This window comes from Pantoea sp. S61, from assembly GCF_016625145.1.
Taxonomy (GTDB): domain Bacteria; phylum Pseudomonadota; class Gammaproteobacteria; order Enterobacterales; family Enterobacteriaceae; genus Pantoea; species Pantoea rwandensis_B.
In genome coordinates, this window is the sequence record NZ_JACVUO010000004.1 from 167,630 (window position 1) to 192,318 (window position 24,689).

The following is a 24,689-nucleotide window of genomic DNA, read 5'->3' on the forward strand; positions in this document are numbered from 1 at the left end:
ATTTAGGGGGCTGTTGAATCAACGATTAAGATGAATACCGTTGTTTCAGCTCCACAGGCTTGATATAACTGGCTGCGCGTTCGCACCGGGCGGGAAGCGCGGGTGCGATGTGAATAATAAAAGAGGGGATGAATAGAGTGAATAAGTCACAGTTGATCGACAAAATTGCTGCAGACGCTGACATTTCTAAAGCAGCAGCGGGACGTGTGTTAGATGCATTCATGGGCTCCGTTTCTGACGCGCTGAAAGGCGGTGATGAAGTGGCACTGGTTGGTTTCGGTACTTTCTCTGTACGTGAGCGTGCTGCTCGTACAGGCCGTAACCCGCAAACCGGTAAAGAGATCACCATCCCGGCTGGTAAAGTTCCGGGCTTCCGTGCAGGTAAAGCACTGAAAGACTCAGTCAATTAATGACCGCTGACACATCCATTGAAGCATTTTCTTCTATGGATTGAGGACGAAAAAGCCGTTCTCATGTAACATACGGGCACATCATTTTTGATGTGCCTTTTTTATTCTTGATGCGCGGCGATGGCCACAGGCTATTGTCTCCGCATGGTTGCCAACTGCCAGCCTGAACAGCAGTTGCACGATGATGACATCGTGTCAGAGCTTTACATTCACACTACAGCGGAGTGTTGTCATACCATGATGGACAATTTACGCGCGGCGTCGAATCATGTCGTGCTCAAGATCATTCTGGGATTGATCATCCTGTCTTTCGTACTGACCGGGGTGGGCAACTACCTGATCGGCGGTGGCAGCGATTATGCCGCCAAAGTTAATGGCCATGAAATTAGCCGTGCAGAGCTTGAGCAGGGCTTTAACAACGAGCGTAATCGTCAGCAGCAGATGCTGGGCGATCAATTCTCGCAGCTGGCCAGCAACGAAGGTTACATGCAGCAGATGCGTCAGCAGGCGCTGTCTCAGCTGATTGATCAGGCCTTGCTCGATCAATACATCAAAGATCTGAAGATTGGCATCAGCGATGATCAGATCAAGCAGGCGATCTTCAATCAAAAAGCTTTCCAGACTAACGGCAAGTTTGATAACGCGAAGTACAACGGCTTAATCAACCAGATGGGCTTTACGCCGGATCAGTACGCGGCGGCGCTGCGTAAGCAGTTAGCCACACAGCAGTTGATCAACGCGGTCGCTAATACCGATTTCATGCTGAAAGGTGAAACCAGCAAGCTGGTGGACCTGGTCTCGCAGCAGCGTGAAATTCGTCAGGCGGTGATTGATGTTAACGCGCTGGCAGCGAAACAAACGGCCAGTGATGATGAGATCAATCAGTATTACCAGCAGCATCAGAACAGCTTCATGGCACCTGAGCAGTTCCGCGTCAGCTACATCAAAATGGATGCAGCCAGCATGCAGGAAACCGTGAGCGAAGCGGACATTCAGAGTTGGTTCGATCAACATAAAGCTGACTATTCACAGCCGCAGCGCAATCGCTACAGCGTGATTCAGACCAAAACTGAAGCGGATGCCAATGCCGTTCTGGAAGCGCTGAAGAAGGGTGAAGACTTCGCCACGCTGGCAAAAAGCAAATCCATTGACCCGATCTCAGCACGCAAAGGCGGCGATATGGGGTGGCTGGAGCCGGGCACCACGCCGGATGAGCTGAAAAATGCCAACCTGACGCAGAAAGGCCAGCTGTCAGGCGTGATCAAATCTTCAGTCGGTTTCCTGGTGGTACGTCTGGATGATATCCAGGCCGAGCAGATTAAGCCGCTGGCTGAGATCCATGACGCTGTTGCTGACAAGGTGAAGCAGGAAAAAGCAGTCGATGCCTTCTACAAGCTGCAGCAGAAAGTCAGTGAAGCGGCCAGTAATGACAACGAGTCGTTGGCGGGTGCAGCACAGGCTTCCGGTCTGAAAGTCACGGAAACCGGCTGGATCACGCGTGATAATGTTCCGGCTGAACTCGATTTCGATCAGGTCAAGCAGGCGATCTTCAACGGTGGACTGGTGGGCCAAAACGGTGCGCCGGGTAATAACTCTGACATCATCAGCGTCGATGGTGATCGTGCATTCGTGCTGCGCATCAGCGAGCACAAGCCTGAAGCCGTAAAACCGCTGGATCAGGTGAAAGCGCAGATTGCCGACACGCTGAAGCATGACAAAGCCACACAGCAGGCTAAAGCTCAGGCCGATAAGCTGCTGGTTGATCTGAAAGCCGGTAAAGAAGATGCGCTGAAAGCGGCAGGCTTGACCCTGAGTGCCAGCAAATCCTTTGATCGTAATGCACAGGATCCGGTTGCGCAGTCTGCCTTTAACTTGCCACAACCCGCGGACAACAAACCGTCCTGGGGTGTGAGCGAAGATATGCAGGGTAACGTGGTACTGGTCGCGCTGGATAAAGTCAGCCCGGGTAATATGCCACAGGCGCAGATTGATGAGATGGTGAAAGGCGTGACGCAGAATAACGCACAGATTGCGTTTGAAGCGTTGCTGGAAAACCTGCGCAAAGACGCGAAAATCAAATACGGCGCGGCTGCACAAAACCAGTAAGCCTCACAAAAAATGTGAATCCGCTGCAACAACTCAAAGGCCGCTTCTGCGGCCTTTTCCATTTCTGCAATTGCCCTTTTGAGCCTGAAAACACGCTGTGACACTCTGCTGTGGCTGTCAAACACAAGGAGAAACACAGCATGGTGAAATCAACTTTTCGCGCTCTATGTATCACGCTGGCGCTGGGTAGCGCACTCTATACCACCGGACTGTCCGCGGCCGAAAGCCCCAGCGAAACGCAGGCGACGCAAGTATCCTCGCCGCAAGAGGGACAGGTCAGCATCAATCAAGCCAGCGCTGAACAGCTTGCAGCCGCAATGAACGGCATCGGCCTGAAGAAAGCTCAGGCGATTGTCAGTTATCGCGAGCAGTATGGTCCGTTTACCGCCATTGATCAGCTTAAGGAGATTCCAGGCATCGGCAATGCTCTGGTGGAACGTAACAGTGGTCGGCTGAAACTGTGAGACGGGTCGCGACTTTGAAGGATTGATAAAGCACCCAATCAGGCTGTGCTATGCTCAACAGGTCATACCAGTTGTCATTCACATTCTGAACAGGAGCAATAATGCAAACCACCATCAAAGTACGCGGCTATCATCTGGACGTTTATCAGCATGTGAACAACGCACGTTATCTCGAGTTTCTGGAAGAGGCGCGCTGGCAGTGGCTGGAGGATGTCGATGCTTTTCACTGGCTGATGGATCAGAAGCTGGCGTTTGTGGTGGTCAATATCAACATTAACTATCGTCGTCCGGCGGTGCTGGGCGACGTGTTACATATTGAGAGCGAAGTGTCTCAGTTGAATGGCAAAAGCGGCATTATTTCGCAGCGCGTGCTGCTGGCAAGCGATAACACGGTGGTTGCGGACGCAGCGTTAACCTTCGTCTGCATCGATTTGCGCACGCAAAAAGCGGTACCGATGGAAGGGGAGTTGCGTGATCGTCTGTCAGCGTTGATGGTGGAAAGCGATTAAGAGCAGAGCGAGCTGGCGTCAGAAACGCCAGCCTAAGCTGCTCAATGAGCTCTTGTGAGCGAAGCCGTTCGATGACCTCAATCCAGCGAAGCCGCTTGATAAGTTCCAACTAGCGAAGCCGTTCGATGACCTCAATCCGGCGAAGCAGCTTGATAAGTTCCGGCTAGCGAAGCCGTTCAATGATTTCAATCCAGCGAAGCCGCCCAACAAGCGCAATCCAGCAAAGCAGCTTAAAAGGTTCAACCCAGCGAAGCCGCTCAATGCGTCCCAACCGCGATTCAACTCAATCAGTTAAAACCGCTTTTTTGTTTCATTGCTGCCATGACGGCTGCAGCATTGGCCTGGTAATCCGCCAACCCCCGCGCACGCAGATGGCAGGCGGCGCACTCACCGCAACCGTCGCCTTTGACACCGTTATAGCACGTCAGGGTTTCCGCCCGCACCAGCGGCAGTTGCTGCCAGTAATCCGCCAGTGCCCAGGTTTCGGCTTTATTCAGCCACATCAGTGGTGTTTCGAAGCGAACGTTACGCGCCATGCCGAGGCTAACGGCATTGTTCAGCGCTTTAACAAACTCATCGCGGCAATCAGGATAGCCAGAGAAGTCTGTTTCGCAGACACCGGTAATCACCGCCTCGGCTTCCACCTGATAAGCGTAAATGGAGGCTAAGGTCAGGAACAGAATATTGCGGCCTGGTACAAAAGTACTCGGCAAACCACTGGCATCAGGATCGTAAGTGGGCACTGGAATGTTATCGCGCGTCAGGCTGCTGACCGCCAGTTCATTGAGCAGCGTCACATCCAGCACTTTGTGCGCACGGGCACCCAGTTTGTGCGCGAGTTCAGCCGCGACTTCAATCTCTTCGCGATGGCGTTGACCATAATCGAAGGTGACACAGTGCACTTCATCATATTGTTGCAGTGCCTGAATCAGACAGGTGGTGGAATCTTGTCCGCCACTGAATACGACAACGGCTCGTTTCATCTCAATTTCCCCAAAAATCAGTGCATCTATGGTACTGGCTCAGGCGCGGGCTGAACAGTCCCTGCGGTCGCGGGCGGTGGAATCCAGGCACGGGTGAAATCGAACCAGCCCAGTGTATTGAGCTGGATGCCTTCAACACCGGGCGGGGCAAACACCTGATAGCGATAGTTAAACAGCGGCAACAAATGTCCATCACGCATCAACTGCTGGAACAGCTGGCGCGTCAATGTCGCGCGTTGCTCTGGACTGGGCTGATGGGCGATAGCGTTAAGCGGCGCGGTTAGCACCGGGGCGCGTATGGGAGCCCATACCGGATCGTTCTCCAGCCAGTTCGCCAGGGTAAACAGCGGCGCATCGCCAATTAGACGGTCACCCATCACCACATCGGCATCGCTCAGGTCGATATCGTCACGCCAGTTTTTCACATCATGAAAAACACAGGTTAATTCGCAGCCCTGTTGGGCCAGCAAAGGCACCAGCGCCTGCGCCATCACATGCAGTTCGATAGGGAGATGGTAGTGCAGTGTCAGTCTCGCAGGCAGCCTGGCGGTGGTCATCCCGGCAGAGGGAACGGGCCAACCGGGCAGCAACTCCTTGCTCGCGGTAATCAAGCCTTCATCCAACGGTAACTGCTGAATCACTCCACTGTGTTGTATTAATGCAATCAGTGTTGTGACCTGTGCGGCAGTAAAGTCGGCGGAGATGCGCGGTGCCAGATAACAGAAGCCGAGGCTGATACTGTGATCGACCGGGCGCAATGCGTCCAGCTCGTCAGGATCGCCAATTGCGATTTGCACCGGATGACGGCAGCTGGTACCGAGACCATGTGCAAACAACTGCGGTGTAATCCAGTATTCCACTACCTGAATCAGCGGTCGTTGCAGATGCCAGCGGGCATGACTTTCCAGGCGAACCAACTCATCAGTGAAATGGGTCAACTTCCAGGGACCGCTCCCTATATCCATCGCATCAGGATGTGGCAGCAGGCAGTATTGGTGTGCCAGACGCTGCGGCAGCCAATAGTCGCTCTGACGCAATTGAATACGCAGTGCCAGCGGATGTGGCGCCTCGATATGTTCGATAGAGGCCAGCAGGCGACTGCCGCGCACGGTTTGCATAATCTGCTGTAACTGAGCAACCAGCTGCGCCGCATGAATTGGCTCATCGTTGTGCCAGCTGAGCTGCGGTCGTAACCAGAAATACCAGTCACAGCCGCTGCCATCATGTTGCCAGTGATGCGCAAGATCGCCTTCTACATCGTCGCCATTAAAGCGCGTCAGGCCAGAGAAAATCTGCCGTACCAGGTGCTGCTCAGCCCTTCCGGTAAGACGCAGCGGCCGCAGCGGCTCCATCGCGCGATAATAGGGAATACGCAGCACCGGCGCCTGGTTCTGCCATTGGCCCCCCATCAGCGGCCGCAGCATTTTCACCAGCCGCTCAGGATGAAGATCCAGTACCTGCAACGCCTGTATCGCCTCGCCCGCTTCCAGCTGTTGGGTTAATAGCTGTTGGCGGAGTTGTTCAGGGGAAATCAGAAACGTCAGTTCGCCTTGCTTTCCCCGGCCGGATTCGCCGCGCCAGTGCAGCCAGTCAGCATCCTGCCACTGGCGTAATAAGGTACGTACATGGCGCTCACTGCAAAAACAGTGCTGTGCCATGGCGGCAACGCTCAAACGCAGAGGCTCGCCCTGGCTGAGCTGCCACAGTCGCTGAAATTGATTAACCCGATGAAGTTGGCGCATGGCTAAACCCGGAACAGTTTCCTGAAAGTATTCACTATTAGTTCCGTAATTACCAGGCGATAGTAGATTCCCCACTCAGACAGGAGACATTGCATGGCTAGCCTCGCGGCATTTGATATGGATGGCACGTTGTTACTGCCGACGCACCGGTTAGGGAATGAAACCATCGACACCCTGAATGCCTTGCATCAGCGCGATATCACCATTGCCTTTGCCACGGGTCGCCATCTGATGGATGTGCAGGTGGTACGTGAACAGCTCACTCTGCCGGCCTGGTTGATCACCAGCAATGGCACACGCATTCACGATCTGGAAGGTCAGCAGCTATTTGGCTGTGATCTGTCCTCTTCTGTAGCCGAAGAGGTGATCCACACGCATTGGCAAACGCCGGCATCGATTCATATCTTCAACGATGAGGGCTGGTTCACCGATAAACCATTGTTGGGTGCATTAGAAGCGCACGTGATGAGTGGCTTCCATTATCAGCTGCGCGATTTGCGTCAGATGTCAGCGCATGAGGTGACCAAAATTTGTTTTATTGCGCCGCATGAGATGCTGCAGGCGTTAAAAGTAGAGTTGCAACAAGCCCTGGGCGAGCGCGCCAATATCTGTTTTTCAGCGTGGGATTGTCTGGAAGTTCTGCCGCTGGACTGCCACAAAGGCGCGGCGCTGGCGCATCTGTGCCAGCATCTGTCGCTATCAATGGCGGATTGTATGGCGTTTGGTGATGCGATGAATGACCGCGAAATGCTGGAGCGCGTTGGCAGCGGGTTCATCATGGGCAACGCCATGCATCAATTGAAATCGTCGCTGCCGCATTTACCGATTATTGGACATTGCGAGACACAGGCGGTGTCTCATTACTTAAATCACTGGATGACCACACCACACCTCGATTATTCCCCCGAATGCTGAGGCTTACAGTGAACCGGACAGGATGTCCGGTTTTTTATTGCAGCTCACGCAGCCACGGCTTGATATCCCCGATATTTTGCGTGACCCACTCAGGGTTGTAATAGGTATCCGGATAACGCTCACCGCTGTCGCACAACAGCGTCACCAGAGAACCTTGTTCGCCTTTTTCCCGCATGCGTTTCGCCACCTGCAACATGCCCCAGAAATTGGTGCCGGTTGAAGCGCCGGGGCGACGACCCAATATTTTCTCCAGATACAGCATCGCAGCCACCGTTGCGCCATCCGGCACTTTGATCATTTCGTCGATCACATCGGGTAAAAAAGACGGCTCTACGCGCGGGCGTCCAATACCCTCAATCATGCTGCCACGATCGTTGCGCAGCGCACCGTCGCGGCTATGCCAAAAATCAAAGAACACGGAGTGTTGCGGATCCACCACCAACAAACGCGTATCGTGTCCCTGATAACGGATATAGCGACCCAGTGTGGCGGAGGTTCCGCCGGTGCCGGCACTCATAATTAAGGTGTGCGGCACCGGGAAAGGCTCATGCGCCATCTGACGGAAAATACTTTCAGCGATATTGTTGTTGCCGCGCCAGTCGGTGGCGCGCTCGGCATAGGTGAACTGATCCATAAAATGACCGTTGAGCTCACGCGCCAGCCGCTCTGATTCGCTGTAAAGCTGACAAGGGTCAACGACAAAATGGCACTCGCCGCCATAAAAACGGATCATTTCGATCTTGCGTTTCGCGGTGCTGGCGGGCATCACCGCAATGAAAGGCAGACCCAGCAAACGTGCGAAATAGGCTTCTGACACTGCCGTGCTACCGGATGACGCTTCAATAATCGGCGTATTCTCGCGGATCCAGCCATTGGCCAAACCATACAGGAACAGCGACCGCGCCAGGCGATGCTTCAGGCTACCACTCGGATGGGTGCTTTCATCTTTGAGATAGAAGCGAATGCCAGGAAAATCCTCCAGCGCAAAGCGAATAAGATGCGTATCCGCAGAGCGTTGAAAATCGGCGTTAATTTCATTGATGGCGTGGCGAACCCAGGGCGTTTGCATGTGACGAATCCGTATTCATTATTGTGCACAGTGTAAGGCACTGGCAGGAAAATAAGATTGCTTTAATCCGGGTATAATGCCCGAATAAGAGAAAATTTTTCTCCCGGAGCGCCGAATGCTAGATAAAACTGACCGCACTTTGTTGGCGATACTGCAACAGGATTGCACATTATCGCTGCAAGCCCTGGCGGATGCGGTGAATCTCACCACCACGCCGTGCTGGAAACGCCTGAAAAAGCTGGAAGATGATGGCATTATTCGTGCGCGCGTGGCGTTGCTTGATGGGGAGAAGATGGGTCTTTCTCTCACCGCTTTCATGTTTGTCAAAACACAACAGCACAGCAGCGACTGGTTTCAGCAATTTGTTGCCGTGGTGCAGCAGATGCCTGAAGTGATGGCATTCTATCGCATGGCCGGTGAGTACGATTATCTGCTGCGCATCCAGGTGGCCGATATGAAAAGTTACGACGCATTTTATAAACGTCTGGTGAATGGCGTGCCAGGCCTGATTGATGTGACCTCCAGTTTCGCCATGGAAGAGATTAAATACACCACCGCGTTGCCGGTAGCGCCCTGAACGGGCACAGAAAGAGAGCGTCTTGTGCGATTATTCAGCCAATTAAGTTGGTATTTCCTGCGCGAGTGGCGGCGATATCTGGGTGCCGTCAGCTTGCTGATTGTGATTGCGTTATTGCAACTGCTGCCGCCGCATGTGGTCGGCGTGATTGTTGATGGCGTAACGCAACACACCTTAAGCAGCGGCAAACTTTTTATGTGGATTGGCGTGATGCTGGTAACAGCGGTGATCGTCTATCTGCTGCGTTATGTCTGGCGTGTGCTGCTGTTTGGCGCGTCTTACCAGCTCGCAGTTGAATTACGGGAAGATTTCTATCGCCAATTGAGTCGCCAGCATCCTGCGTTCTATTTACGCCATCGCACGGGCGATTTGATTGCGCGCGCCACCAATGACGTGGATCGCGTGGTATTTGCCGCCGGTGAGGGCGTCCTGACGCTGGTGGATTCGCTGGTCATGGGCTTAGTGGTGCTGGTAGTGATGAGCGTGCAAATCAGCTGGGAACTGACGCTGCTGGCGCTGATCCCGATGCCGCTGATGGCGATTGCCATTCAGAAAGATGGTTCGCGCCTGCATCAGCGCTTTAAAGTGGCCCAGGCGGCCTTCTCCAGCCTGAACGATCAAACACAGGAGAGCCTTACCAGCATCCGGATGATCAAAGCCTTTGGCCTGGAAGATCATCAATCGCAACAGTTTGCTGACATTGCGCGCGACACCGGCAAGAAAAACCTGCATGTGGCGCGTGTTGATGCACGATTTGATCCCATCATTTACATCGCCGTGGGTTTCTCTAACCTGCTGGCGATAGCCGGTGGTGGCTGGATGGTGTGGCACGGTAGTTTGACGCTGGGTCAGCTCACCAGCTTCGTGATGTATCTGGGACTGATGATTTGGCCGATGCTGGCGCTGGCGTGGATGATCAACATCGTTGAGCGTGGGAGCGCGGCATGGAGCCGTATTCGCGCGCTGTTGGCGGAAGCTCCGGCGGTGGAGGATGGGCAGAAAGTCCTGCCCGACGACGCTGGCGATTTACAGGTCGCCATTCGTGAATTCCATTATCCCGCCAACGCAGGCGCGGCGCTGAGCCATGTTAATTTTCAACTGAAACCGGGGCAGATGTTGGGGCTGTGCGGTCCAACCGGCTGTGGTAAAAGCACGCTGCTGAGTCTGATTCAACGTCATTTCGACATCGACCAGGGTGACATTCGCTACCATAACCTGCCGCTGACGCAGCTGCGACTCGATAGCTGGCGCAGTCGGCTGGCGGTGGTGAGCCAGACGCCGTTTTTATTCTCCGATACCGTGGCTAATAACCTGGCACTGGGCCGTCCGAATGCGTCTCAGGAAGAAATTGAGCGCGTGGCGCGCATGGCCTGTGTACACGATGACATTCTGCGTCTGCCGCAGGGCTATGACACCGAAGTGGGTGAGCGCGGTGTGATGCTTTCCGGCGGTCAAAAACAGCGTATTGCCATTGCCCGCGCGCTGTTGCTGAATGCGGAAATCCTGATCCTCGACGATGCACTATCCGCGGTGGACGGTCGCACAGAGCATGAAATCCTGCACAACCTGCGGCAGTGGGGCAAAGGCCGCACGTTGATCATCAGCGCGCATCGTTTATCGGCGTTGACCGAGGCCAGTGAAATTCTGGTGCTGCAACAAGGTGCGGTTAGTCAGCGCGGCGATCATGACAGCCTGCTAGCGAAAGAGGGATGGTATCGCGATATGTACCGCTATCAGCAACTCGAAGCGGCGCTGGATGAAGATGAAACCGCAGAGGAGGCGAATCATGGCTAAATCGCAACGTTTGTGGCCAACCCTGAAACGCCTGTTGTCATACGGTAAACCCTGGCGAAAATCGCTGTGGCTGGCGGTCGGCATGCTGTGGATTGCGGCGGCGGCAGAAGTCACCGGCCCGGTGTTGGTAAGCTACTTCATTGATAATCTGGTGGCAAAGCACCAGATGCCCTGGGGCATCGCCATTGGGCTGCTGGTGTGCTTTATTTTGCTGCAACTGCTGGCTGCTGGTTTGCACTATTTCCAGGCGCTGCTGTTTAATCGCGCGGCGATTGGTGTGGTGCAGCAGTTACGCATGGACGTGATGAACGCGGCACTGCGTCAGCCGCTTAGCGCCTTTGATACCCAGCCGGTGGGGCAGATTATCTCGCGCGTTACCAACGATACAGAAGTGATCAAAGATCTCTACGTCACGGTGGTGGCTACCGTGCTGCGCAGTGCCGCACTGATTGGCGCAATGCTGGTGGCGATGTTCTCGCTCGACTGGCGTATGGCGCTGGTGGCGATTGTCATCTTCCCGCTGGTACTCACGGTGATGCTGATTTATCAGCGTTACAGCACGCCGATTGCGCGTCGTGTACGTAGCTATCTGGCGGATATCAATAATGGTTTCAATGAAGTGATCAACGGCATGAGCGTGATCCAGCAGTTTCGCCAGCAGGCGCGCTTTGGTGAACGCATGGGCGAGGCCAGCCGCTCACACTATCTGGCGCGCATGGAAACCCTGCGACTGGACGGTTTCTTGTTGCGTCCGCTGCTGAGTCTGTTTTCGGCGATGATACTCTGTGGGCTGCTGATGCTGTTCAGCTTTGCCACGCCCGATGTGTTTGAGGTCGGCGTGCTTTATGCCTTTATTACCTATCTGGGACGACTGAACGAACCCTTGATTGAGCTCACCACGCAACAATCGATGCTGCAACAGGCGGTGGTTTCCGGCGAGCGTATCTTCGAACTGATGGATGCCACTCAACAGGGATACGGCACGGATAACCTGCCGTTGGCCTCAGGGCGTATTACCTTGCACGATGTCAGTTTTGCCTACCGCGATAATCGGGATGTACTGAGCCATATCAGCCTTGAGGTGCCGGCGCGCGATTTTGTGGCGCTGGTGGGGCATACAGGCAGTGGCAAAAGTACGCTGGCGAATTTACTGATGGGATATTATCCGGTGACACGCGGCAGCATCGAGCTGGATGGTCGCCCCTTACCGCAGCTGACGCATGAAGCGCTACGCCAAAGCGTCGCTATGGTGCAGCAGGATCCGGTGGTGCTGGCTGATACCTTGTTAGCCAACGTGCGGCTGGGACGCGATATCCCGGAAGAGCAAGTGTGGCAGGCACTGGAAAAAGTGCAGCTTGCCTCGCTGGCACGATCGATGTCAGAGGGCATTCACACGCGGCTGGGTGAACAAGGCAACAATTTGTCGGTCGGGCAAAAACAGTTGCTGGCGCTGGCGCGAGTGCTGGTTTCGCTGCCACAAATTTTGATCCTTGATGAAGCGACTGCCAATATCGATTCCGGTACCGAACAGGCGATTCAGCATGCGCTGCGTGCACTACGCCAGCACAGCACGCTGGTGGTGATTGCGCACCGTCTTTCTACTATCACTGAAGCGGATCAGATTTTGGTATTGCACCGTGGTCAGGTTGCCGAGCGGGGCACGCATGCACAGTTGCTGGCTCAACAGGGGCGTTACTGGCAGATGTATCAGCTACAGCAGGCGGGTGATGAACTCGCGGCGAGCATACCCGCTCAAGCAGAAGGGTGAATTGCACCTTTTTTGCGCAGATTTATCGGATTGTTCTGTATTGATGCACTCCTTTGAGGCTGAAAGCACCAAAGGAGTGCAATATTGCAACACCTTTCTTTTGCCCTATTCCCAAACTGAGCCACTCATCACATAACGAAGCGCGATATAGCGCGTCCAGACCACTGACTGCTCCCCTTTTTTTATTTATGGCACAGCGTTTGCTTATATCTCCTCGTGTCCGCGAGACTCACTCAATTTATTATCTGGAGGGGAACGTATGAAGCTGGTTACCGTGGTAATCAAACCATTTAAGCTGGAGGACGTGCGTGAAGCTTTATCCTCCATTGGCATTCAGGGACTGACTGTTACCGAAGTGAAGGGGTTTGGTCGCCAGAAAGGTCACGCAGAGCTTTACCGCGGTGCCGAGTACAGCGTGAACTTCCTGCCAAAAGTTAAAATTGATATCGCGATTGCGGACGATCAACTCGATGAAGTGGTGGATGTCATCAGCAAAGCCGCTTACACCGGCAAAATTGGCGACGGCAAAATCTTCGTCGCAGAACTGCAGCGCGTTATTCGTATTCGTACCGGCGAGACCGACGAAGCAGCACTGTAACTGGGGCTCTGAATTGTGATGGGATGGAAAGAAATGAATAAAATGATGACTAAGTTGGGCCTCACCAGCCTGGCACTATTACCGTCTCTGGCCATGGCGGCAGCACCTGCCGTTGCGGACAAAGCGGATAACGCCTTTATGATGATCTGTACCGCTCTGGTACTGTTTATGACGATTCCGGGCATCGCCCTGTTTTACGGCGGTTTGATTCGCGGTAAAAACGTCCTGTCGATGCTGACCCAGGTTGCCGTGACCTTCGCATTAGTCTGCGTGCTGTGGGTGATTTACGGTTATTCGCTGGCCTTCAGCGAGGGCAACGCCTTCTTCGGTAACTTCCAGTGGGCGATGCTGAAAAATATCGAGCTGAAAGCGGTGATGGGCAGCTTCTATCAGTATATCCACGTCGCGTTCCAGGCTTCCTTCGCCTGTATCACCGTGGGCCTGATTGTGGGCGCGATTGCTGAACGTATTCGCTTCTCAGCAGTACTGATTTTTGTGGTGGTCTGGCTGACGCTCTCTTATCTGCCAATCGCACATATGGTGTGGGCTGGCGGTCTGCTGGCGCAAGACGGCGCGCTGGACTTCGCGGGTGGTACCGTTGTTCACATCAACGCCGCAGTTGCGGGTCTGGTGGGTGCTTATCTGGTGGGCAAACGTGCTGGCTTCGGTAAAGAAGCGTTCAAACCGCACAACCTGCCAATGGTCTTCACCGGTACTGCGATTCTGTATGTGGGCTGGTTTGGCTTCAACGCCGGTTCTGCTTCTTCTGCAAATGAAATCGCAGCCCTGGCCTTCCTGAATACTGTTGTGGCGACTGCAGGTGCGGTGCTGTCATGGGTGTTCGGTGAGTGGGCGATGCGTGGCAAACCTTCTCTGCTGGGTGCGTGTTCTGGCTTTATCGCCGGTCTGGTTGCTATCACCCCGGCTTGTGGTTATGTCGGTGTCGGCGGCGCGCTGATTATCGGTCTGGCCGGTGGCCTGGCAGGTATCTGGGGTGTGACCACCCTGAAGAAATGGCTGCGCGTGGATGACCCATGTGATGTGTTCGGTGTGCACGGCGTGTGCGGTATCCTGGGTTGTATTCTGACCGGTGTGTTCGCCTCCTCTTCACTGGGCGGCGTGGGCTACGCAGAAGGCGTGACCATGGGCCATCAGGTTTGGGTTCAGCTGTTCAGCTGCGGCGTGACCATCGTCTGGTCAGGTGTTGTCGCCTTCATCGGCTTCAAACTGGCGGATATGATCGTTGGCCTGCGTGTTCCAGAAGATCAGGAACGTGAAGGTCTGGATGTGAACAGCCACGGCGAGAACGCTTACAACCAGTAAGAAATGAGCGGTAGAAGAGCAGTGCGCTAAAACTATAAAAAGACGAGGGGGCGATAATATCGCCCCTTTTTTTATGCGTCACGCTGGCGCATGACGCCTTCCTGAACCGTGGTCGCGACCAGTGTTCCATCCTGCGTGTAGAACTCCCCACGTACAAACCCACGTGCGCCTGAAGCTGAGGTGCTCACCACGCTGTACAACAACCACTCTGAGAGATCGAACGGGCGGTGGAACCACATGGAGTGGTCAATCGTCGCCACCTGCATGTCAGGCTCCAAAAAGCCTTTCCCGTGCGGCTGTAGCGCCACAGGCAGGAAGTTGAGATCCGAGGCGTAACCCAGCAAGTATTGATGAATACGGCGATCGTCCGGCAGCTTGCCGTTGGCACGAATCCACACCTGGCGCATCGGCTCATCGACACGGCCCTTAAGCGGGTTATGGATTTGCACCGGCCGGATATCCAGCGGACGTTCAGCGAGAAACTTTTCTTTGAGTTTGAGCGGCAAATGGGCTGCGAGTTTTTGCGCCAGATCCTGTTCTGAGGGGAGATTGTCCGGGCCTGGCACCGGCGGCATGCTGTTCTGGTGCTCAAATCCGCTTTCCGGCGCCTGGAACGAGGCGGTCATATAGAAGATCGGCTGTCCGTTTTGCACCGCGCTGACGCGACGCGCGCTAAAACTTTTGCCGTCGCGCAGAGTTTCGACATCATAGATGATGGCTTTTTCGCTATCACCAGGGCGCAGGAAGTAGCTGTGAAAAGAGTGGATGATGCGCTCTTCCGGCACGGTTTGTTTTGCTGCGTATAACGCCTGACCGACGACCTGGCCGCCAAATACCTGGCGCAGGCCGAGATCTTCACTTTGGCCGCGAAACAGGCCTTCTTCGAGTTTTTCGAGATCGAGTAAATTAAGCAGGTTTTGCAGTGCCTGGCTCATAGCAGATTCCTCAGGGGGGCAATCGCGTCAGTGTGAAAGATCCGACCAGTTTCCGTCAATGATTTTGCCGTGATTTCAGCGAGCTGGCAGTGCTTTTGGGCGCAATCCGGTTTTTTGTGCCAGAATTAAGGGCATTCGGCGGTTGAAAAGCTACCCAATAAATTGTCCGCCGACAATCATAGTGTTCATAAGGAGACGACATCGATGAAACTCTGGCATGTTATTAGCGGTGTGACGCTGGCGGCAGCATTGGCTGGCTGTGCCGATCACAGTAAGCCGGTAGCCACCCCAACGCTGGGCTCCGCCGTCGCGGGGCAGCAGGCCGCGATTACGCAGCCTAATGTTAGTGGTTCGGTGTACATTCGTCAGCGCATTGCGTTGCCGCCGGATGCAGCGTTAACCGTGACGCTGTCCGACGCTTCACTGGCTGATGCACCATCGAAAGTTCTGGCGCAGCATGTGGTGCGCACTGAAGGGAAACAGGCACCGTTCCAGTTTGTGCTGCCGTTTAACCCGGCCGATATTCAGCCGAATGCGCGGATTCTGTTAAGTGCCGCGATCGCCATTGATGGCAAACTGGCGTTTATTACCGATACCGTGAAGCCGGTAATCAATCAGGGCGGTACGAAAGCGGAGCTGTTGCTGGTGCCAGTGACAAATATGGCGATGCAAACCACGCCAGGCGCAGCGACAACGGTGCCGTCAACGTCGCCAACGCAGGTGGTGCCTTCCGCTTCGGTGCCTGCGCCGACGAGTATGTAGTATAAGCAGGGGCGTGGATTTTACGCCTAAAAACAGGGCGGGGGAGTGTGTGGGCAGGCAACACTGTTGCGTAAAGCCGCTGTCTCGTCCCTGATCGCTCGGCACACGCCATCCATGGCGTGTGACGCTTTACTCCATAGTGTTGCCTGCCCGCACCTCAGCATGGGTGCGAATTTGTGGAGTGACATCGGCGGATTGTCACAGATTGCTCGTCACTTTTATCTTCGGCTTGACGCTTTACTTCACAGTGTTGCCTGCCCGCACCTCAGCATGGGTGCGAGTTTGTGGAGTGACATCGGCGGATTGTCCCAGAATGCTCGTCACTTTTATCTTTGGCTTGACGCTTTACTTCACAGTTTGCCTGCCCGCACCTCAGCATGGGTGCGCTTAGTACTCCCAGCGATACTTCTCTAATTCAATCTCACCGGCATCACTCACTTCAATGCCTTCGGCTTCCAGCGCATCTCGCTGGCGGAAGAGATCATCGCCTTGCAGAGAAATACGGCCATGGCGATTGATGACGCGAAACCATGGCAGTTTGCTGCCCTCGGGTAAGCGACGTAATACGCCGCCGACTTGTCTTGCGGCACGCGGTGAGCCGGCAAGCAGGGCGATATCGCCGTAGGTGGTGACTTTGCCTCTGGGGATCGCGGCAATGATTTGCCAGACGCGCTCGGAAAAGTTGCTTGTGTCGTTCATGCACGCACCTGATTCAGCGAGTAAATGCCGACTTTAGCATGCCGGGAGGGCGAGAATCAGGGTTTTACTGGAGAGCTGTTCAAGAAAACAACGGTCACCCGGCCTGCGCTTGCAATTGCCAGGGGGTTACTTGATAATGCCTGCGCTCTCGAAAGAGAGCTCGTCAATGGGGGCCCTGTTGGTTCTCCCGCAACGCTAACTTGTGAACTCGGTCAGGTCCGGAAGGAAGCAGCCGCAGCAGGCGACGCGTGTGCCGGGATGTAGCTGGCAGGGCCTCCACCATTTCTACTCCCGAAAAAATCCTCAAGAAATCAGTACACAGCGAAACGCTGGCACTCCTTTGCCTGTGAATCATTCCCTGAAGTGAAAAGAGGGCGTAACGATCAGCGGATAAAAATAGTTAGCGGACGAACTTCCAGACAGAAACCGGTACTTTATCGTAAAGCTTATTCATCGTCAGTTCTGCAAGGCGATGATCGGCAGCAGAATAAAATACCGCGAGCTCGTTGTCAGATAATTCGTACTTGTTCTTTTCAATCACCCGTTCAAGGGTGTCAATTGAGCGACAACGACGCAGTCGCATCAAATAGTCTGTTTTGGTTAAGGCTTGGTTGCTCATAAATAAACCGGTCTCACTCTGATGCTAAAAGGAATGGCTGGGTTGTTGGAGAAAAGCGCACTCTTCGGCAAACAGATTAAATAAGCGTCTTGCTGAACGTTGCCACCGTTGAAGATCCTGAGTATTGATTCCATAACTGCTAAACAGCATAAAGGTATCGTCAAGATATTCATCGATTTGCGTAATCAGCGCTTCATCTTCAACGTGCTTAATTTTGTAATTCATCGTGAAAGACGCGATATGCTCAATCAAATCGTTGAGCTGTAAATTGCTTTCCGCAGTAGGGTCATTCACCCAGCCGTGATGGCTGTCAGTCAGTGTCGCCATACTTTCGTCAAACAGGTTCTCACACAGGAATTTAAGCTGGGCAATATCATGCCGTTTTGGTGAGTATTCGTCCATCTTTTTCCCCTCCAGAGCTTGCACAGTGACCGCAGCGCGGCGAGATTTGGAAAAGCTATCAGGAAGCGATCACGAATATTAAGAATTCAGCGACTCCTTAAATATAATCCACATTCATTAGCTTTGCTCACCTCGATTACCAAATATTACAATTCGTCGGCTGGCGAGGGGCGGGTATTGTCTATCACTGAAAACACCAGTGCGCCCGGTACTATCTGGAACAAAACTTCTTCATGCTGGGTAGATGTTTCATTTAAATCCAGGCAAGGATTAAATAAATCCCACTTAAAATCGTAAAGCATTTTAAATCGATTGTTGTCGTGCGGTTGAATGGAAATAATCTTAAAACTGTCGGGAACTAATTGCGCGTTTTGAGAATACCACTGTAAATCACCTGCCAGGGCTTCGGCTATTTTGAGAATATTCCCCTGGATAATAGCCTGCAACTTCTCGCAATCGTCCTCATCCACAGCAATATCACAATGAATAATAGACTGCATTTCGCTTCCGGTAAAAAAGGAGGATGAATCTATCATTAGGGTTCTCGCCAAATATTGCAAGTTAACTCTGTGCAGAATACGTAATCGTTGCGATGGGATTTATCACTCAATCGATTCAGATCCAGTGATAGCCACAGAGGAAGCGCCGAATGGTTAACTTTTGAAACACTTTCTCCCGGGCGTCGCGTCAGGGAGATCGGGTAGTATAATTGTTATGTTATAACGTATTTGGTCTCCCGCCATGAATCACAGTGGTTTACTCCTCTCACTCAGCGGTCGCTTAATGGTCGCGCTGTTGCTTATCGCGTTCCTGGCGCTGGCTATCTATTGGGGAATGCAGAAATGATGCATTTCAATCGCTTGCAGGGCGGCTATCAGGGACAAGCGGTGACGCCGATAGTGACCGGAGAACTGGCGGCAGGCAGCATGACGGCATTAATCGGCGCGAACGGCACCGGAAAATCCACGCTACTGAAAACCATCGCCGGTCTGTTGCCACCGATTGCAGGGACTTGCGAATTAAAGATTTCGCCTAAGGCGCTTGGCTGGTTACCGCAGCGTAGTGAGTTAGAAACCCGTTTCCCGCTTACCGTTTATGAGCTGGTTGCTATGGGATGCTGGCCGCGCTGCGGCTGGTTTGGTGGCATCAATCGTGCGATGCGACAGGAGATCGATGCCGCACTGGATGCCGTGCAGATGCGTGATTTCGCCGATGCGCAGCCTTCTATGCTTTCCGGCGGCCAGTTGCAACGTGTGCTGTTTGCGCGCCTGATGCTGCAGCAAAGTAAAGTCTGGCTGCTGGATGAACCCTTTAATGGCATCGATACGCAAACCGTCACGCTGTTGATGTCAATCCTCGAGCAGCAGCAGCAGGCGGGCACCACCTTATTAGTGGTGTTGCACGATCGCCCACTGGTTGCGCGTTACTTCAAAGATGTGTTGTCGCTCGACGATGCTGACTCCGCTCAAACCCCACTGCTGCGCAGGGTGGCCTCGTGACATTGATTCAACCGTTTATCGAATTTGGTTTTATGCGCCGCGCGTTAGTGGCTTGTGTGGCATTAGCGCTGAGCGCCACGCCGCTGGGTGTTTTCCTTTCACTGCGTCGTATGAGTCTGGTGGGTGATGCGCTCTCCCACGCGGTGCTGCCTGGCGCGGCGATTGGCTATCTGGTTTCCGGTTTATCGCTGGTGGCGATGGGCATCGGCGGGCTGATTGCGGGATTAGCCGTTGCGCTGCTTTCTGGTGCCGTCAGTCGCTACACCCCCTTAAAAGAGGACGCCAGTTTCTCAGGCTTTTATCTCGGCTCGCTGGCGCTGGGCGTGACGCTGGTGTCATTGCGCGGATCGAGCGTCGATCTGCTGCACGTTCTGTTCGGTTCACTGCTGGCCGTCGATAACGCGGCCATCCTGCTAGTGGGCGGCATCGCGGCTTTCACTTTGCTGATGCTGGCAGTGATTTTCCGCCCGCTGGTGATCGATGCGTTCGATCCGGATTTCCTGCGTGCTCAAGGCAAGTGGAGCGCGCCGATCGTCCACGGCATCTTCCTGATGTTGGTCGTGCTGAATCTGGTGGCGGGTTTTCAGGTGCTCGGCACGTTGATGTCGGTGGGATTGATGATGTTACCGGCGACCAGCGCGCGTTTCTGGAGTCGCCATCTTGCCTGCATGCTCGGCATCGCCATGCTGCTGGCGATGATCGCCGCGCTGGTGGGGTTAATTCTTTCCTGGCACTTCTCACTGCCCGCTGGTCCGGCGGTGGTGCTGAGTGCTGCCGTACTGTTTTTGCTTTCTGTTTTAACAGGACCGTGTGGCGGCCTGCTGCGCCGTCGATAACTATACAATTAGGGGATACGAATGAAGAAGTTACCGCTGAGCCTGGCGATTGGCGCCATGTTTATTAGCCCACTGACTATGGCAAAAACGGTGGATGTCGTGGCGAGTTTCACCGTGCTGGCCGATATCGTTAAGCAAGTCGGAGGCGATCACGTTAACGTGAAATCGCTGGTGCAGCCTAACGGTGATCCCCACACCTTCGAACCCACGCCACAGGATAGCCAGGCGTTGGCTAAAGCCAATGTGGTATTTGTGAGTGGTTTGGGGATGGAAGGGTGGATGGATCGCCTGATCAGCGCCTCCGGTTATAAAGGCACGATTGTGGTCGCCTCCAACGGCGTCAACACGCGCAAAATGGAAGAAGACGGTAAAACCGTGACGGACCCACACGCGTGGAACAGCATGCACAACGGCGTGATTTATGCCACCAACGTGATGAATGCGCTGATTAAAGCCGATCCAGAAGATGCGGCGGATATCCGCAAGAGCGGTGAAAGCTATATTCAGCAGCTGGAAAAACTGGATAGCTGGGCGAAAACGGAGTTTGCTGCCGTGCCGAAGAGCAAGCGTAAAGTGCTGACCAGCCATGATGCCTTTGGTTACTTTGGCCAGCGTTATGGTGTGAGTTTCCTGGCGCCAGTCGGTTTCTCCACTGAAGCCGAAGCCAGTGCCAGCGATGTGGCATCGATTATCAAGCAGTTGAAAGCCGAGCACATCAAGACTTACTTCATGGAGAATCAGACCGATCCGCGTCTGGTGAAACAGATTGCCAGCGAAACCGGCGCACAGCCAGGTGGTGAACTCTATCCAGAAGCGTTGTCCGAGGCGAACGGACCTGCTGCGACTTATGTTGCTGCCTTCAAGCACAATGTCGATATTATGTTGCAGAGCATGAAGTAAAAAAAAGGCCGGGGAGCATCCCGGCCAATTATCACGACACTTTCCTACCTTTTCTTTTTTCTTCCCTGAACCGCCTTAAAGCGCGGATTCGTTTTGCAGATCACGTAAATGCGACCTTTACGACGCACGACTTTGCAATCCTTGTGACGGGTCTTGGCAGACCGTAATGAACTTAAAACCTGCATGCGTGAACTCCTGATTAATTGCCGCGCGTCAGGAAGCTGCCGAAACGCTTGTTGAAGCGTGCGGCGCTGCCTTCTTTGGTGAGATCTTTTTGCTTGCCGGTGTAGTGGACGTGGGATTTAGACGAGACATCCAGCGTCACGTAAGGCAGCACTTCACCTTCAAACTCAATGGTGCGTTCGGTTTTAATGGTGGAACCGATTTTGAAATACTCATCGACAGAAGTGTCATGGAACACCACGGGACGGTATTGAGGATGGATATTGGCTTTCATAACTGCGCTCTCATGTAATGTTATAATATAACAATAGTATGAACCTGCAGCGAATTGATTGCAACCGCGATCGCAGTAAGGGTATTGAATGGTCGGGTGAAGGGCGGCGTTCAGGCAATAAAAAAGGCCGCTTGCGCGGCCTTTTCAACAGGTGACAACTTAGTGTTTGTGCTCGACCGGATGGCCTTGCTCAATCTCCGCTTTGTTCTTACTAAAGCGGCGACGTACCACCACAAAGAACACAGGCACGAAGAAGATCGCCAACGCGGTTGCAGTGACCATGCCGCCCATTACGCCGGTACCGACGGCGTTCTGTGCGCCGGAACCGGCACCGGTACTGATGGCCAGCGGCAGAACACCGAGGATAAAGGCCAGTGAGGTCATCAGAATTGGACGCAGACGCATACGTGCCGCTTCCAGTGTTGATTCCACCAAACCTTTCCCTTCCTTCTCCATCAAATCCTTGGCGAATTCAACGATCAGGATGGCGTTCTTCGCCGACAAGCCAATGGTTGTCAGCAGCCCCACCACGAAGTAGACGTCATTACTGAGCCCGCGCAGGGTGGTAAAGATCAATGCACCCACCACACCCAACGGAACCACCAGCATAACGGAGAACGGAATCGACCAGCTCTCGTACAACGCGGCCAGACACAGGAACACCACAATCAGCGAGATGGCGTACAGGGCAGGGGCCTGGTTACCGGACAGACGTTCCTGATAGGACATACCCGTCCAGTCATAGCCGATACCCGCAGGCAGTTTGCCCGCCAGCTCTTCCATCAGGTTCATGGCATCACCGGAGCTCTTACCTGGAGCAGCCTGCCCCAGAATCTCCATTGAAGGTAAGCCGTTGTAACGTTCCAGACGCGGTGAACCATACTGCCATTTCGCCGAAGAGAAGGCCGAGAACGGAACCATGGTGCCTGAGCTGTTACGCACGAACCATTTACTGATGTCATCTGGCAACATACGTGAGTCAGCCTGGCCCATCACGTATACCTTCTTCACACGACCACGGTCGATGAAGTCATTGACGTAAGAGCCACCCCAGCCAGCGCCCAGCGTGGTGTTGATGTCAGACAACGACACACCCAGTGCCTGCGCTTTCTCCTGATCGATGATCAGTTTGTACTGCGGTGTATCTTCCATACCGTTTGGACGTACGCCCACCAGTGTATCCGGATGCTGGGCAATCATGCCAAACAGCTGGTTACGCGCGGCGGTCAACTTCTCGTGACCGAGGTTACCCTGGTCAGTCAGCATGAAGTCGAAGCCGGTGGCGTTACCCAGTTCAATAATCGCTGGCAGGTTGAACGGGAAGACCATTGCATCTTTGATCTGACCCAACGCCTGCATGGCGCGTCCGGCAATTGCGGGCACTTTCAGGCTGGCATCGCCACGCTCATCCCACGGTTTCAGGCTGACGAAGGCAATACCGGTGTTCTGACCACGTCCCGCAAAGCCAAAGCCATTAACAGTAAATACGGAGTTAACGCTGTCTTTTTCTTTGTTCAGGAAGTAATCCGTCACCTGGTCCAGCACTTTCTGCGTACGTTCCTGGGTTGCACCGGCTGGCAACTGCGCCTGCGCCAGTAACAGACCCTGATCCTCTTCCGGCAGGAAGGAGGTGGGCAGTTTCAGGAACAGATACGCCATACCGACCACGATCACCAGGTAGATCACCAGATAACGACCGGTGCTACGCACGATGTGACCAACGCTATCGACGTAGTGGTTGGTGCTCTTGTCGAACAGACGGTTGAACCAGCCAAAGAAGCCGGTGGTTTTACCGTGCTCGCCTTTCTTGATCGGCTTCAGCATGGTGGCACAGAGTGCCGGCGTCAGAATCAACGCCACCAGCACCGACAGCGCCATCGCGGAAACGATGGTGATCGAGAACTGACGATAGATAACCCCGGTAGAGCCGCCGAAGAAGGCCATCGGAATAAATACCGCAGACAGCACCAGAGCAATACCGACCAACGCGCCCTGAATCTGCTCCATCGAACGTTTCGTCGCTTCTTTTGGCGGTAAACCTTCTTCCGCCATAACACGCTCAACGTTCTCCACCACCACGATGGCGTCATCCACCAGCAGGCCGATGGCGAGCACCATACCGAACATCGTTAACGTGTTTATCGAGTAACCGAATGCACTGATGATGGCAAAGGTACCCAACAGCACGACCGGAACAGCGATGGTTGGAATCAAGGTCGCGCGGAAGTTCTGCAGGAACAGATACATCACCAGGAACACCAGCACGATCGCTTCAAACAGCGTTTTCACCACTTCGAAGATCGAGATCTTAACGAACGGCGTGGTGTCGTACGGGTAAACGGTTTTCATGCCTGACGGGAAGAACGGCTGCAGTTTGGCCAGCTCATCTTTCACCGCTTTGGCGGTATCCAGCGCATTCGCACCGGTTGCCAGTTTCACACCGATACCCGAAGCCGGTTTGCCGTTGTAGCGGGCGATGATCTCGTAGTTTTCACCACCGAGTTCAATCTTCGCCACGTCACGCAAGCGCACCTGCGAGCCGTCCTGGTTCACTTTCAGCATGATATTGCCGAACTCTTCGGTATTGGTCAGACGGGTCTGCGCAATGATCGAGGCGTTCAACTGCTGGCCAGGGACGGGCGGTGTGCCACCCAACTGACCGGCGGCGACCTGGGTGTTCTGGGTGCCCAACGCACTGATCACATCCACCGGCGTCAGCTGGTAGTTGTTCAGTTTGTGTGGGTCCAGCCAGATGCGCATCGCGTACTGCGCACCAAACACCTGAGTATCACCGACGCCAGGCGTACGGCTGATCGGGTCTTTGATGTTGGAAGCAACATAGTCAGAGATGTCATTCTGCGTCATGCTGCCGTCATCACTGACAAAGCCCGCTACCATCAGGAAGCTGCTGGAGGATTTTTTAACCTGAATACCTTGTTGCTGAACTTCCTGCGGCAGCAGTGGCATCGCCAGCTGCAACTTGTTCTGCACCTGTACCTGCGCGATATCAGCGTTAGTACCGGACTGGAAGGTCAGCGTCAGGGTCAGGGTACCGGACGAGTCACTGCTCGAGGCCATGTACATCAGGCCATCGATGCCGTTCATGTTTTGTTCGATAACCTGGGTTACCGAATCCTGCAGCGTTTTCGCATCAGCACCCGGGTAAGTTGCCTGGATTTCAACGGCCGGCGGCGCAACATTGGGATATTGCTCAATCGGCAAACTGATAATCGCAAGGGTACCCGCCAGCATAATGATGATGGCGAGCACCCAGGCAAAAATGGGGCGATCGATAAAGAACTTAGCCATGTATCAGTGGCTC

Annotated in this window: 25 protein-coding genes and 1 other RNA gene; 15 read left to right on the forward strand and 11 right to left on the reverse strand. The window is 54.0% G+C overall.

What is annotated here, in order from left to right:
• Positions 1-137: 137 nt before the first annotated feature.
• The 4 genes from hupB to IAE30_RS11000 all read left to right on the forward strand — a co-directional run bounded on the left by hupB (position 138) and on the right by IAE30_RS11000 (position 3,489).
• On the forward strand, positions 138-410 hold the full coding sequence (gene hupB, locus IAE30_RS10985; protein ID WP_034828113.1) for a nucleoid-associated protein HU-beta: 273 nt from the start codon (positions 138-140) through the stop codon (positions 408-410).
• A 237-nt stretch (positions 411-647) separates the two neighbouring features.
• Positions 648-2,516, forward strand: a complete 1,869-nt coding sequence (gene ppiD, locus IAE30_RS10990) for a peptidylprolyl isomerase (RefSeq protein ID WP_045813793.1) — start codon at positions 648-650, stop codon at positions 2,514-2,516.
• Between the two features lie 140 nt (positions 2,517-2,656).
• Entirely contained in the window at positions 2,657-2,980 is a 324-nt protein-coding gene (locus IAE30_RS10995; protein ID WP_200679613.1) for a ComEA family DNA-binding protein, read from the forward strand.
• A 101-nt stretch (positions 2,981-3,081) separates the two neighbouring features.
• Complete coding sequence (locus IAE30_RS11000; protein WP_038648551.1) at positions 3,082-3,489, forward strand: thioesterase family protein; 408 nt, start codon at positions 3,082-3,084, stop codon at positions 3,487-3,489.
• Positions 3,490-3,776: 287 nt separating this feature from the next.
• Here the strand turns inward: IAE30_RS11000 and queC are convergent, their stop codons facing one another.
• Both queC and IAE30_RS11010 read right to left on the reverse strand, forming a co-directional pair.
• The gene (queC, locus tag IAE30_RS11005; protein WP_038648549.1) at positions 3,777-4,472 is read right to left on the reverse strand and encodes a 7-cyano-7-deazaguanine synthase QueC; all 696 of its coding nucleotides are present in this window, start codon (positions 4,470-4,472) and stop codon (positions 3,777-3,779) included.
• Positions 4,473-4,498: 26 nt separating this feature from the next.
• Positions 4,499-6,214 (reverse strand): SgrR family transcriptional regulator, encoded by a 1,716-nt coding sequence (locus IAE30_RS11010; protein WP_200679617.1) that lies wholly within the window; start codon positions 6,212-6,214, stop codon positions 4,499-4,501.
• A 93-nt stretch (positions 6,215-6,307) separates the two neighbouring features.
• Between IAE30_RS11010 and cof the strand changes: the two genes are divergently transcribed.
• Positions 6,308-7,129: an HMP-PP phosphatase gene (gene cof / locus IAE30_RS11015; RefSeq protein WP_200679619.1), complete on the forward strand. Its 822-nt coding sequence runs from the start codon at positions 6,308-6,310 to the stop codon at positions 7,127-7,129.
• 34 nt (positions 7,130-7,163) lie between these two features.
• Here the strand turns inward: cof and IAE30_RS11020 are convergent, their stop codons facing one another.
• Positions 7,164-8,198 carry a PLP-dependent cysteine synthase family protein gene (locus tag IAE30_RS11020; RefSeq protein WP_200679621.1) on the reverse strand — a complete coding sequence of 345 codons (1,035 nt, stop codon included), beginning with the start codon at positions 8,196-8,198 and terminating at the stop codon, positions 7,164-7,166.
• A gap of 115 nt (positions 8,199-8,313) precedes the next feature.
• Between IAE30_RS11020 and IAE30_RS11025 the strand changes: the two genes are divergently transcribed.
• The 5 genes from IAE30_RS11025 (at position 8,314) to amtB (ending at position 14,258) form a co-directional block, all read left to right on the forward strand.
• Positions 8,314-8,775 (forward strand): Lrp/AsnC family transcriptional regulator, encoded by a 462-nt coding sequence (locus IAE30_RS11025; RefSeq protein ID WP_034828126.1) that lies wholly within the window; start codon positions 8,314-8,316, stop codon positions 8,773-8,775.
• Positions 8,776-8,799: 24 nt separating this feature from the next.
• Positions 8,800-10,569 (forward strand): SmdA family multidrug ABC transporter permease/ATP-binding protein, encoded by a 1,770-nt coding sequence (locus tag IAE30_RS11030; protein ID WP_200679623.1) that lies wholly within the window; start codon positions 8,800-8,802, stop codon positions 10,567-10,569.
• On the forward strand, positions 10,562-12,337 hold the full coding sequence (locus IAE30_RS11035; protein ID WP_200679625.1) for a SmdB family multidrug efflux ABC transporter permease/ATP-binding protein: 1,776 nt from the start codon (positions 10,562-10,564) through the stop codon (positions 12,335-12,337). Before IAE30_RS11030 ends, IAE30_RS11035 begins: the two co-directional genes overlap by 8 nt.
• Positions 12,338-12,596: 259 nt before the next feature.
• Complete coding sequence (gene glnK / locus IAE30_RS11040; RefSeq protein ID WP_007886947.1) at positions 12,597-12,935, forward strand: P-II family nitrogen regulator; 339 nt, start codon at positions 12,597-12,599, stop codon at positions 12,933-12,935.
• Positions 12,936-12,968: 33 nt separating this feature from the next.
• A complete protein-coding gene (gene amtB / locus IAE30_RS11045) occupies positions 12,969-14,258 on the forward strand; it encodes an ammonium transporter AmtB (protein WP_038648536.1) in 1,290 nt (429 codons plus the stop codon).
• A 71-nt stretch (positions 14,259-14,329) separates the two neighbouring features.
• On the opposite strand, the gene tesB is transcribed toward amtB, so the two are convergent.
• Positions 14,330-15,193, reverse strand: a complete 864-nt coding sequence (gene tesB, locus IAE30_RS11050; protein ID WP_038648534.1) for an acyl-CoA thioesterase II — start codon at positions 15,191-15,193, stop codon at positions 14,330-14,332.
• 204 nt (positions 15,194-15,397) lie between these two features.
• Between tesB and IAE30_RS11055 the strand changes: the two genes are divergently transcribed.
• Positions 15,398-15,955: a YbaY family lipoprotein gene (locus IAE30_RS11055; RefSeq protein ID WP_200679627.1), complete on the forward strand. Its 558-nt coding sequence runs from the start codon at positions 15,398-15,400 to the stop codon at positions 15,953-15,955.
• Between the two features lie 387 nt (positions 15,956-16,342).
• On the opposite strand, the gene IAE30_RS11060 is transcribed toward IAE30_RS11055, so the two are convergent.
• Entirely contained in the window at positions 16,343-16,654 is a 312-nt protein-coding gene (locus IAE30_RS11060) for an MGMT family protein (protein WP_097117484.1), read from the reverse strand.
• A 176-nt stretch (positions 16,655-16,830) separates the two neighbouring features.
• On the opposite strand from IAE30_RS11060, the gene ffs reads away from it, so the two are divergent.
• Positions 16,831-16,927: signal recognition particle sRNA small type (gene ffs, locus IAE30_RS11065), an RNA gene on the forward strand.
• A 127-nt stretch (positions 16,928-17,054) separates the two neighbouring features.
• Here the strand turns inward: ffs and IAE30_RS11070 are convergent.
• The 3 genes from IAE30_RS11070 to IAE30_RS11080 form a co-directional block, all read right to left on the reverse strand.
• Positions 17,055-17,273 carry an HHA domain-containing protein gene (locus IAE30_RS11070; RefSeq protein WP_034828137.1) on the reverse strand — a complete coding sequence of 73 codons (219 nt, stop codon included), beginning with the start codon at positions 17,271-17,273 and terminating at the stop codon, positions 17,055-17,057.
• Between the two features lie 24 nt (positions 17,274-17,297).
• Positions 17,298-17,675: an Hha toxicity modulator TomB gene (tomB, locus tag IAE30_RS11075; RefSeq protein WP_034828139.1), complete on the reverse strand. Its 378-nt coding sequence runs from the start codon at positions 17,673-17,675 to the stop codon at positions 17,298-17,300.
• 146 nt (positions 17,676-17,821) lie between these two features.
• On the reverse strand, positions 17,822-18,175 hold the full coding sequence (locus tag IAE30_RS11080; RefSeq protein WP_034828141.1) for a hypothetical protein: 354 nt from the start codon (positions 18,173-18,175) through the stop codon (positions 17,822-17,824).
• A gap of 342 nt (positions 18,176-18,517) precedes the next feature.
• Between IAE30_RS11080 and IAE30_RS11085 the strand changes: the two genes are divergently transcribed.
• The 3 genes from IAE30_RS11085 to IAE30_RS11095 are packed head-to-tail and all read left to right on the forward strand — an operon-like array spanning position 18,518 to position 20,910.
• A complete protein-coding gene (locus tag IAE30_RS11085) occupies positions 18,518-19,174 on the forward strand; it encodes a metal ABC transporter ATP-binding protein (RefSeq protein ID WP_034828143.1) in 657 nt (218 codons plus the stop codon).
• A complete protein-coding gene (locus tag IAE30_RS11090; RefSeq protein ID WP_045816335.1) occupies positions 19,171-20,010 on the forward strand; it encodes a metal ABC transporter permease in 840 nt (279 codons plus the stop codon). The genes IAE30_RS11085 and IAE30_RS11090 overlap by 4 nt, the downstream gene beginning before the upstream one ends.
• Before the next feature lie 21 nt (positions 20,011-20,031).
• On the forward strand, positions 20,032-20,910 hold the full coding sequence (locus tag IAE30_RS11095; protein ID WP_045816336.1) for a metal ABC transporter substrate-binding protein: 879 nt from the start codon (positions 20,032-20,034) through the stop codon (positions 20,908-20,910).
• Positions 20,911-20,954: 44 nt separating this feature from the next.
• Here the strand turns inward: IAE30_RS11095 and ykgO are convergent, their stop codons facing one another.
• The 3 genes from ykgO to IAE30_RS11110 all read right to left on the reverse strand — a co-directional run bounded on the left by ykgO (position 20,955) and on the right by IAE30_RS11110 (position 24,676).
• Positions 20,955-21,095: a type B 50S ribosomal protein L36 gene (gene ykgO, locus IAE30_RS11100; RefSeq protein ID WP_008103894.1), complete on the reverse strand. Its 141-nt coding sequence runs from the start codon at positions 21,093-21,095 to the stop codon at positions 20,955-20,957.
• A 14-nt stretch (positions 21,096-21,109) separates the two neighbouring features.
• Positions 21,110-21,367 carry a type B 50S ribosomal protein L31 gene (locus tag IAE30_RS11105; RefSeq protein WP_038648520.1) on the reverse strand — a complete coding sequence of 86 codons (258 nt, stop codon included), beginning with the start codon at positions 21,365-21,367 and terminating at the stop codon, positions 21,110-21,112.
• A 159-nt stretch (positions 21,368-21,526) separates the two neighbouring features.
• Positions 21,527-24,676, reverse strand: coding sequence for an efflux RND transporter permease subunit (locus IAE30_RS11110; protein WP_200679629.1), 3,150 nt, complete (start codon positions 24,674-24,676; stop codon positions 21,527-21,529).
• Positions 24,677-24,689 lie beyond the last annotated feature (13 nt).

What these genes read in the sequence shown, in the direction of transcription:
- IAE30_RS11080 (WP_034828141.1), bottom strand. Translation starts at nt 18,175, where the DNA reads ATGCAGTCTATTATTCATTGTGATATTGCTGTGGATGAGGACGATTGC.
- IAE30_RS11010 (WP_200679617.1), bottom strand. Translation starts at nt 6,214, where the DNA reads ATGCGCCAACTTCATCGGGTTAATCAATTTCAGCGACTGTGGCAGCTC.
- cof (WP_200679619.1), top strand. Translation starts at nt 6,308, where the DNA reads ATGGCTAGCCTCGCGGCATTTGATATGGATGGCACGTTGTTACTGCCG.
- amtB (WP_038648536.1), top strand. Translation starts at nt 12,969, where the DNA reads ATGAATAAAATGATGACTAAGTTGGGCCTCACCAGCCTGGCACTATTA.
- IAE30_RS11020 (WP_200679621.1), bottom strand. Translation starts at nt 8,198, where the DNA reads ATGCAAACGCCCTGGGTTCGCCACGCCATCAATGAAATTAACGCCGAT.
- glnK (WP_007886947.1), top strand. Translation starts at nt 12,597, where the DNA reads ATGAAGCTGGTTACCGTGGTAATCAAACCATTTAAGCTGGAGGACGTG.
- IAE30_RS11000 (WP_038648551.1), top strand. Translation starts at nt 3,082, where the DNA reads ATGCAAACCACCATCAAAGTACGCGGCTATCATCTGGACGTTTATCAG.
- IAE30_RS11105 (WP_038648520.1), bottom strand. Translation starts at nt 21,367, where the DNA reads ATGAAAGCCAATATCCATCCTCAATACCGTCCCGTGGTGTTCCATGAC.
- IAE30_RS11070 (WP_034828137.1), bottom strand. Translation starts at nt 17,273, where the DNA reads ATGAGCAACCAAGCCTTAACCAAAACAGACTATTTGATGCGACTGCGT.
- ykgO (WP_008103894.1), bottom strand. Translation starts at nt 21,095, where the DNA reads ATGCAGGTTTTAAGTTCATTACGGTCTGCCAAGACCCGTCACAAGGAT.
- IAE30_RS11055 (WP_200679627.1), top strand. Translation starts at nt 15,398, where the DNA reads ATGAAACTCTGGCATGTTATTAGCGGTGTGACGCTGGCGGCAGCATTG.
- IAE30_RS11095 (WP_045816336.1), top strand. Translation starts at nt 20,032, where the DNA reads ATGAAGAAGTTACCGCTGAGCCTGGCGATTGGCGCCATGTTTATTAGC.
- queC (WP_038648549.1), bottom strand. Translation starts at nt 4,472, where the DNA reads ATGAAACGAGCCGTTGTCGTATTCAGTGGCGGACAAGATTCCACCACC.
- IAE30_RS10995 (WP_200679613.1), top strand. Translation starts at nt 2,657, where the DNA reads ATGGTGAAATCAACTTTTCGCGCTCTATGTATCACGCTGGCGCTGGGT.
- IAE30_RS11110 (WP_200679629.1), bottom strand. Translation starts at nt 24,676, where the DNA reads ATGGCTAAGTTCTTTATCGATCGCCCCATTTTTGCCTGGGTGCTCGCC.
- tomB (WP_034828139.1), bottom strand. Translation starts at nt 17,675, where the DNA reads ATGGACGAATACTCACCAAAACGGCATGATATTGCCCAGCTTAAATTC.
- IAE30_RS11035 (WP_200679625.1), top strand. Translation starts at nt 10,562, where the DNA reads ATGGCTAAATCGCAACGTTTGTGGCCAACCCTGAAACGCCTGTTGTCA.
- IAE30_RS11025 (WP_034828126.1), top strand. Translation starts at nt 8,314, where the DNA reads ATGCTAGATAAAACTGACCGCACTTTGTTGGCGATACTGCAACAGGAT.
- ppiD (WP_045813793.1), top strand. Translation starts at nt 648, where the DNA reads ATGATGGACAATTTACGCGCGGCGTCGAATCATGTCGTGCTCAAGATC.
- tesB (WP_038648534.1), bottom strand. Translation starts at nt 15,193, where the DNA reads ATGAGCCAGGCACTGCAAAACCTGCTTAATTTACTCGATCTCGAAAAA.
- IAE30_RS11085 (WP_034828143.1), top strand. Translation starts at nt 18,518, where the DNA reads ATGATGCATTTCAATCGCTTGCAGGGCGGCTATCAGGGACAAGCGGTG.
- IAE30_RS11060 (WP_097117484.1), bottom strand. Translation starts at nt 16,654, where the DNA reads ATGAACGACACAAGCAACTTTTCCGAGCGCGTCTGGCAAATCATTGCC.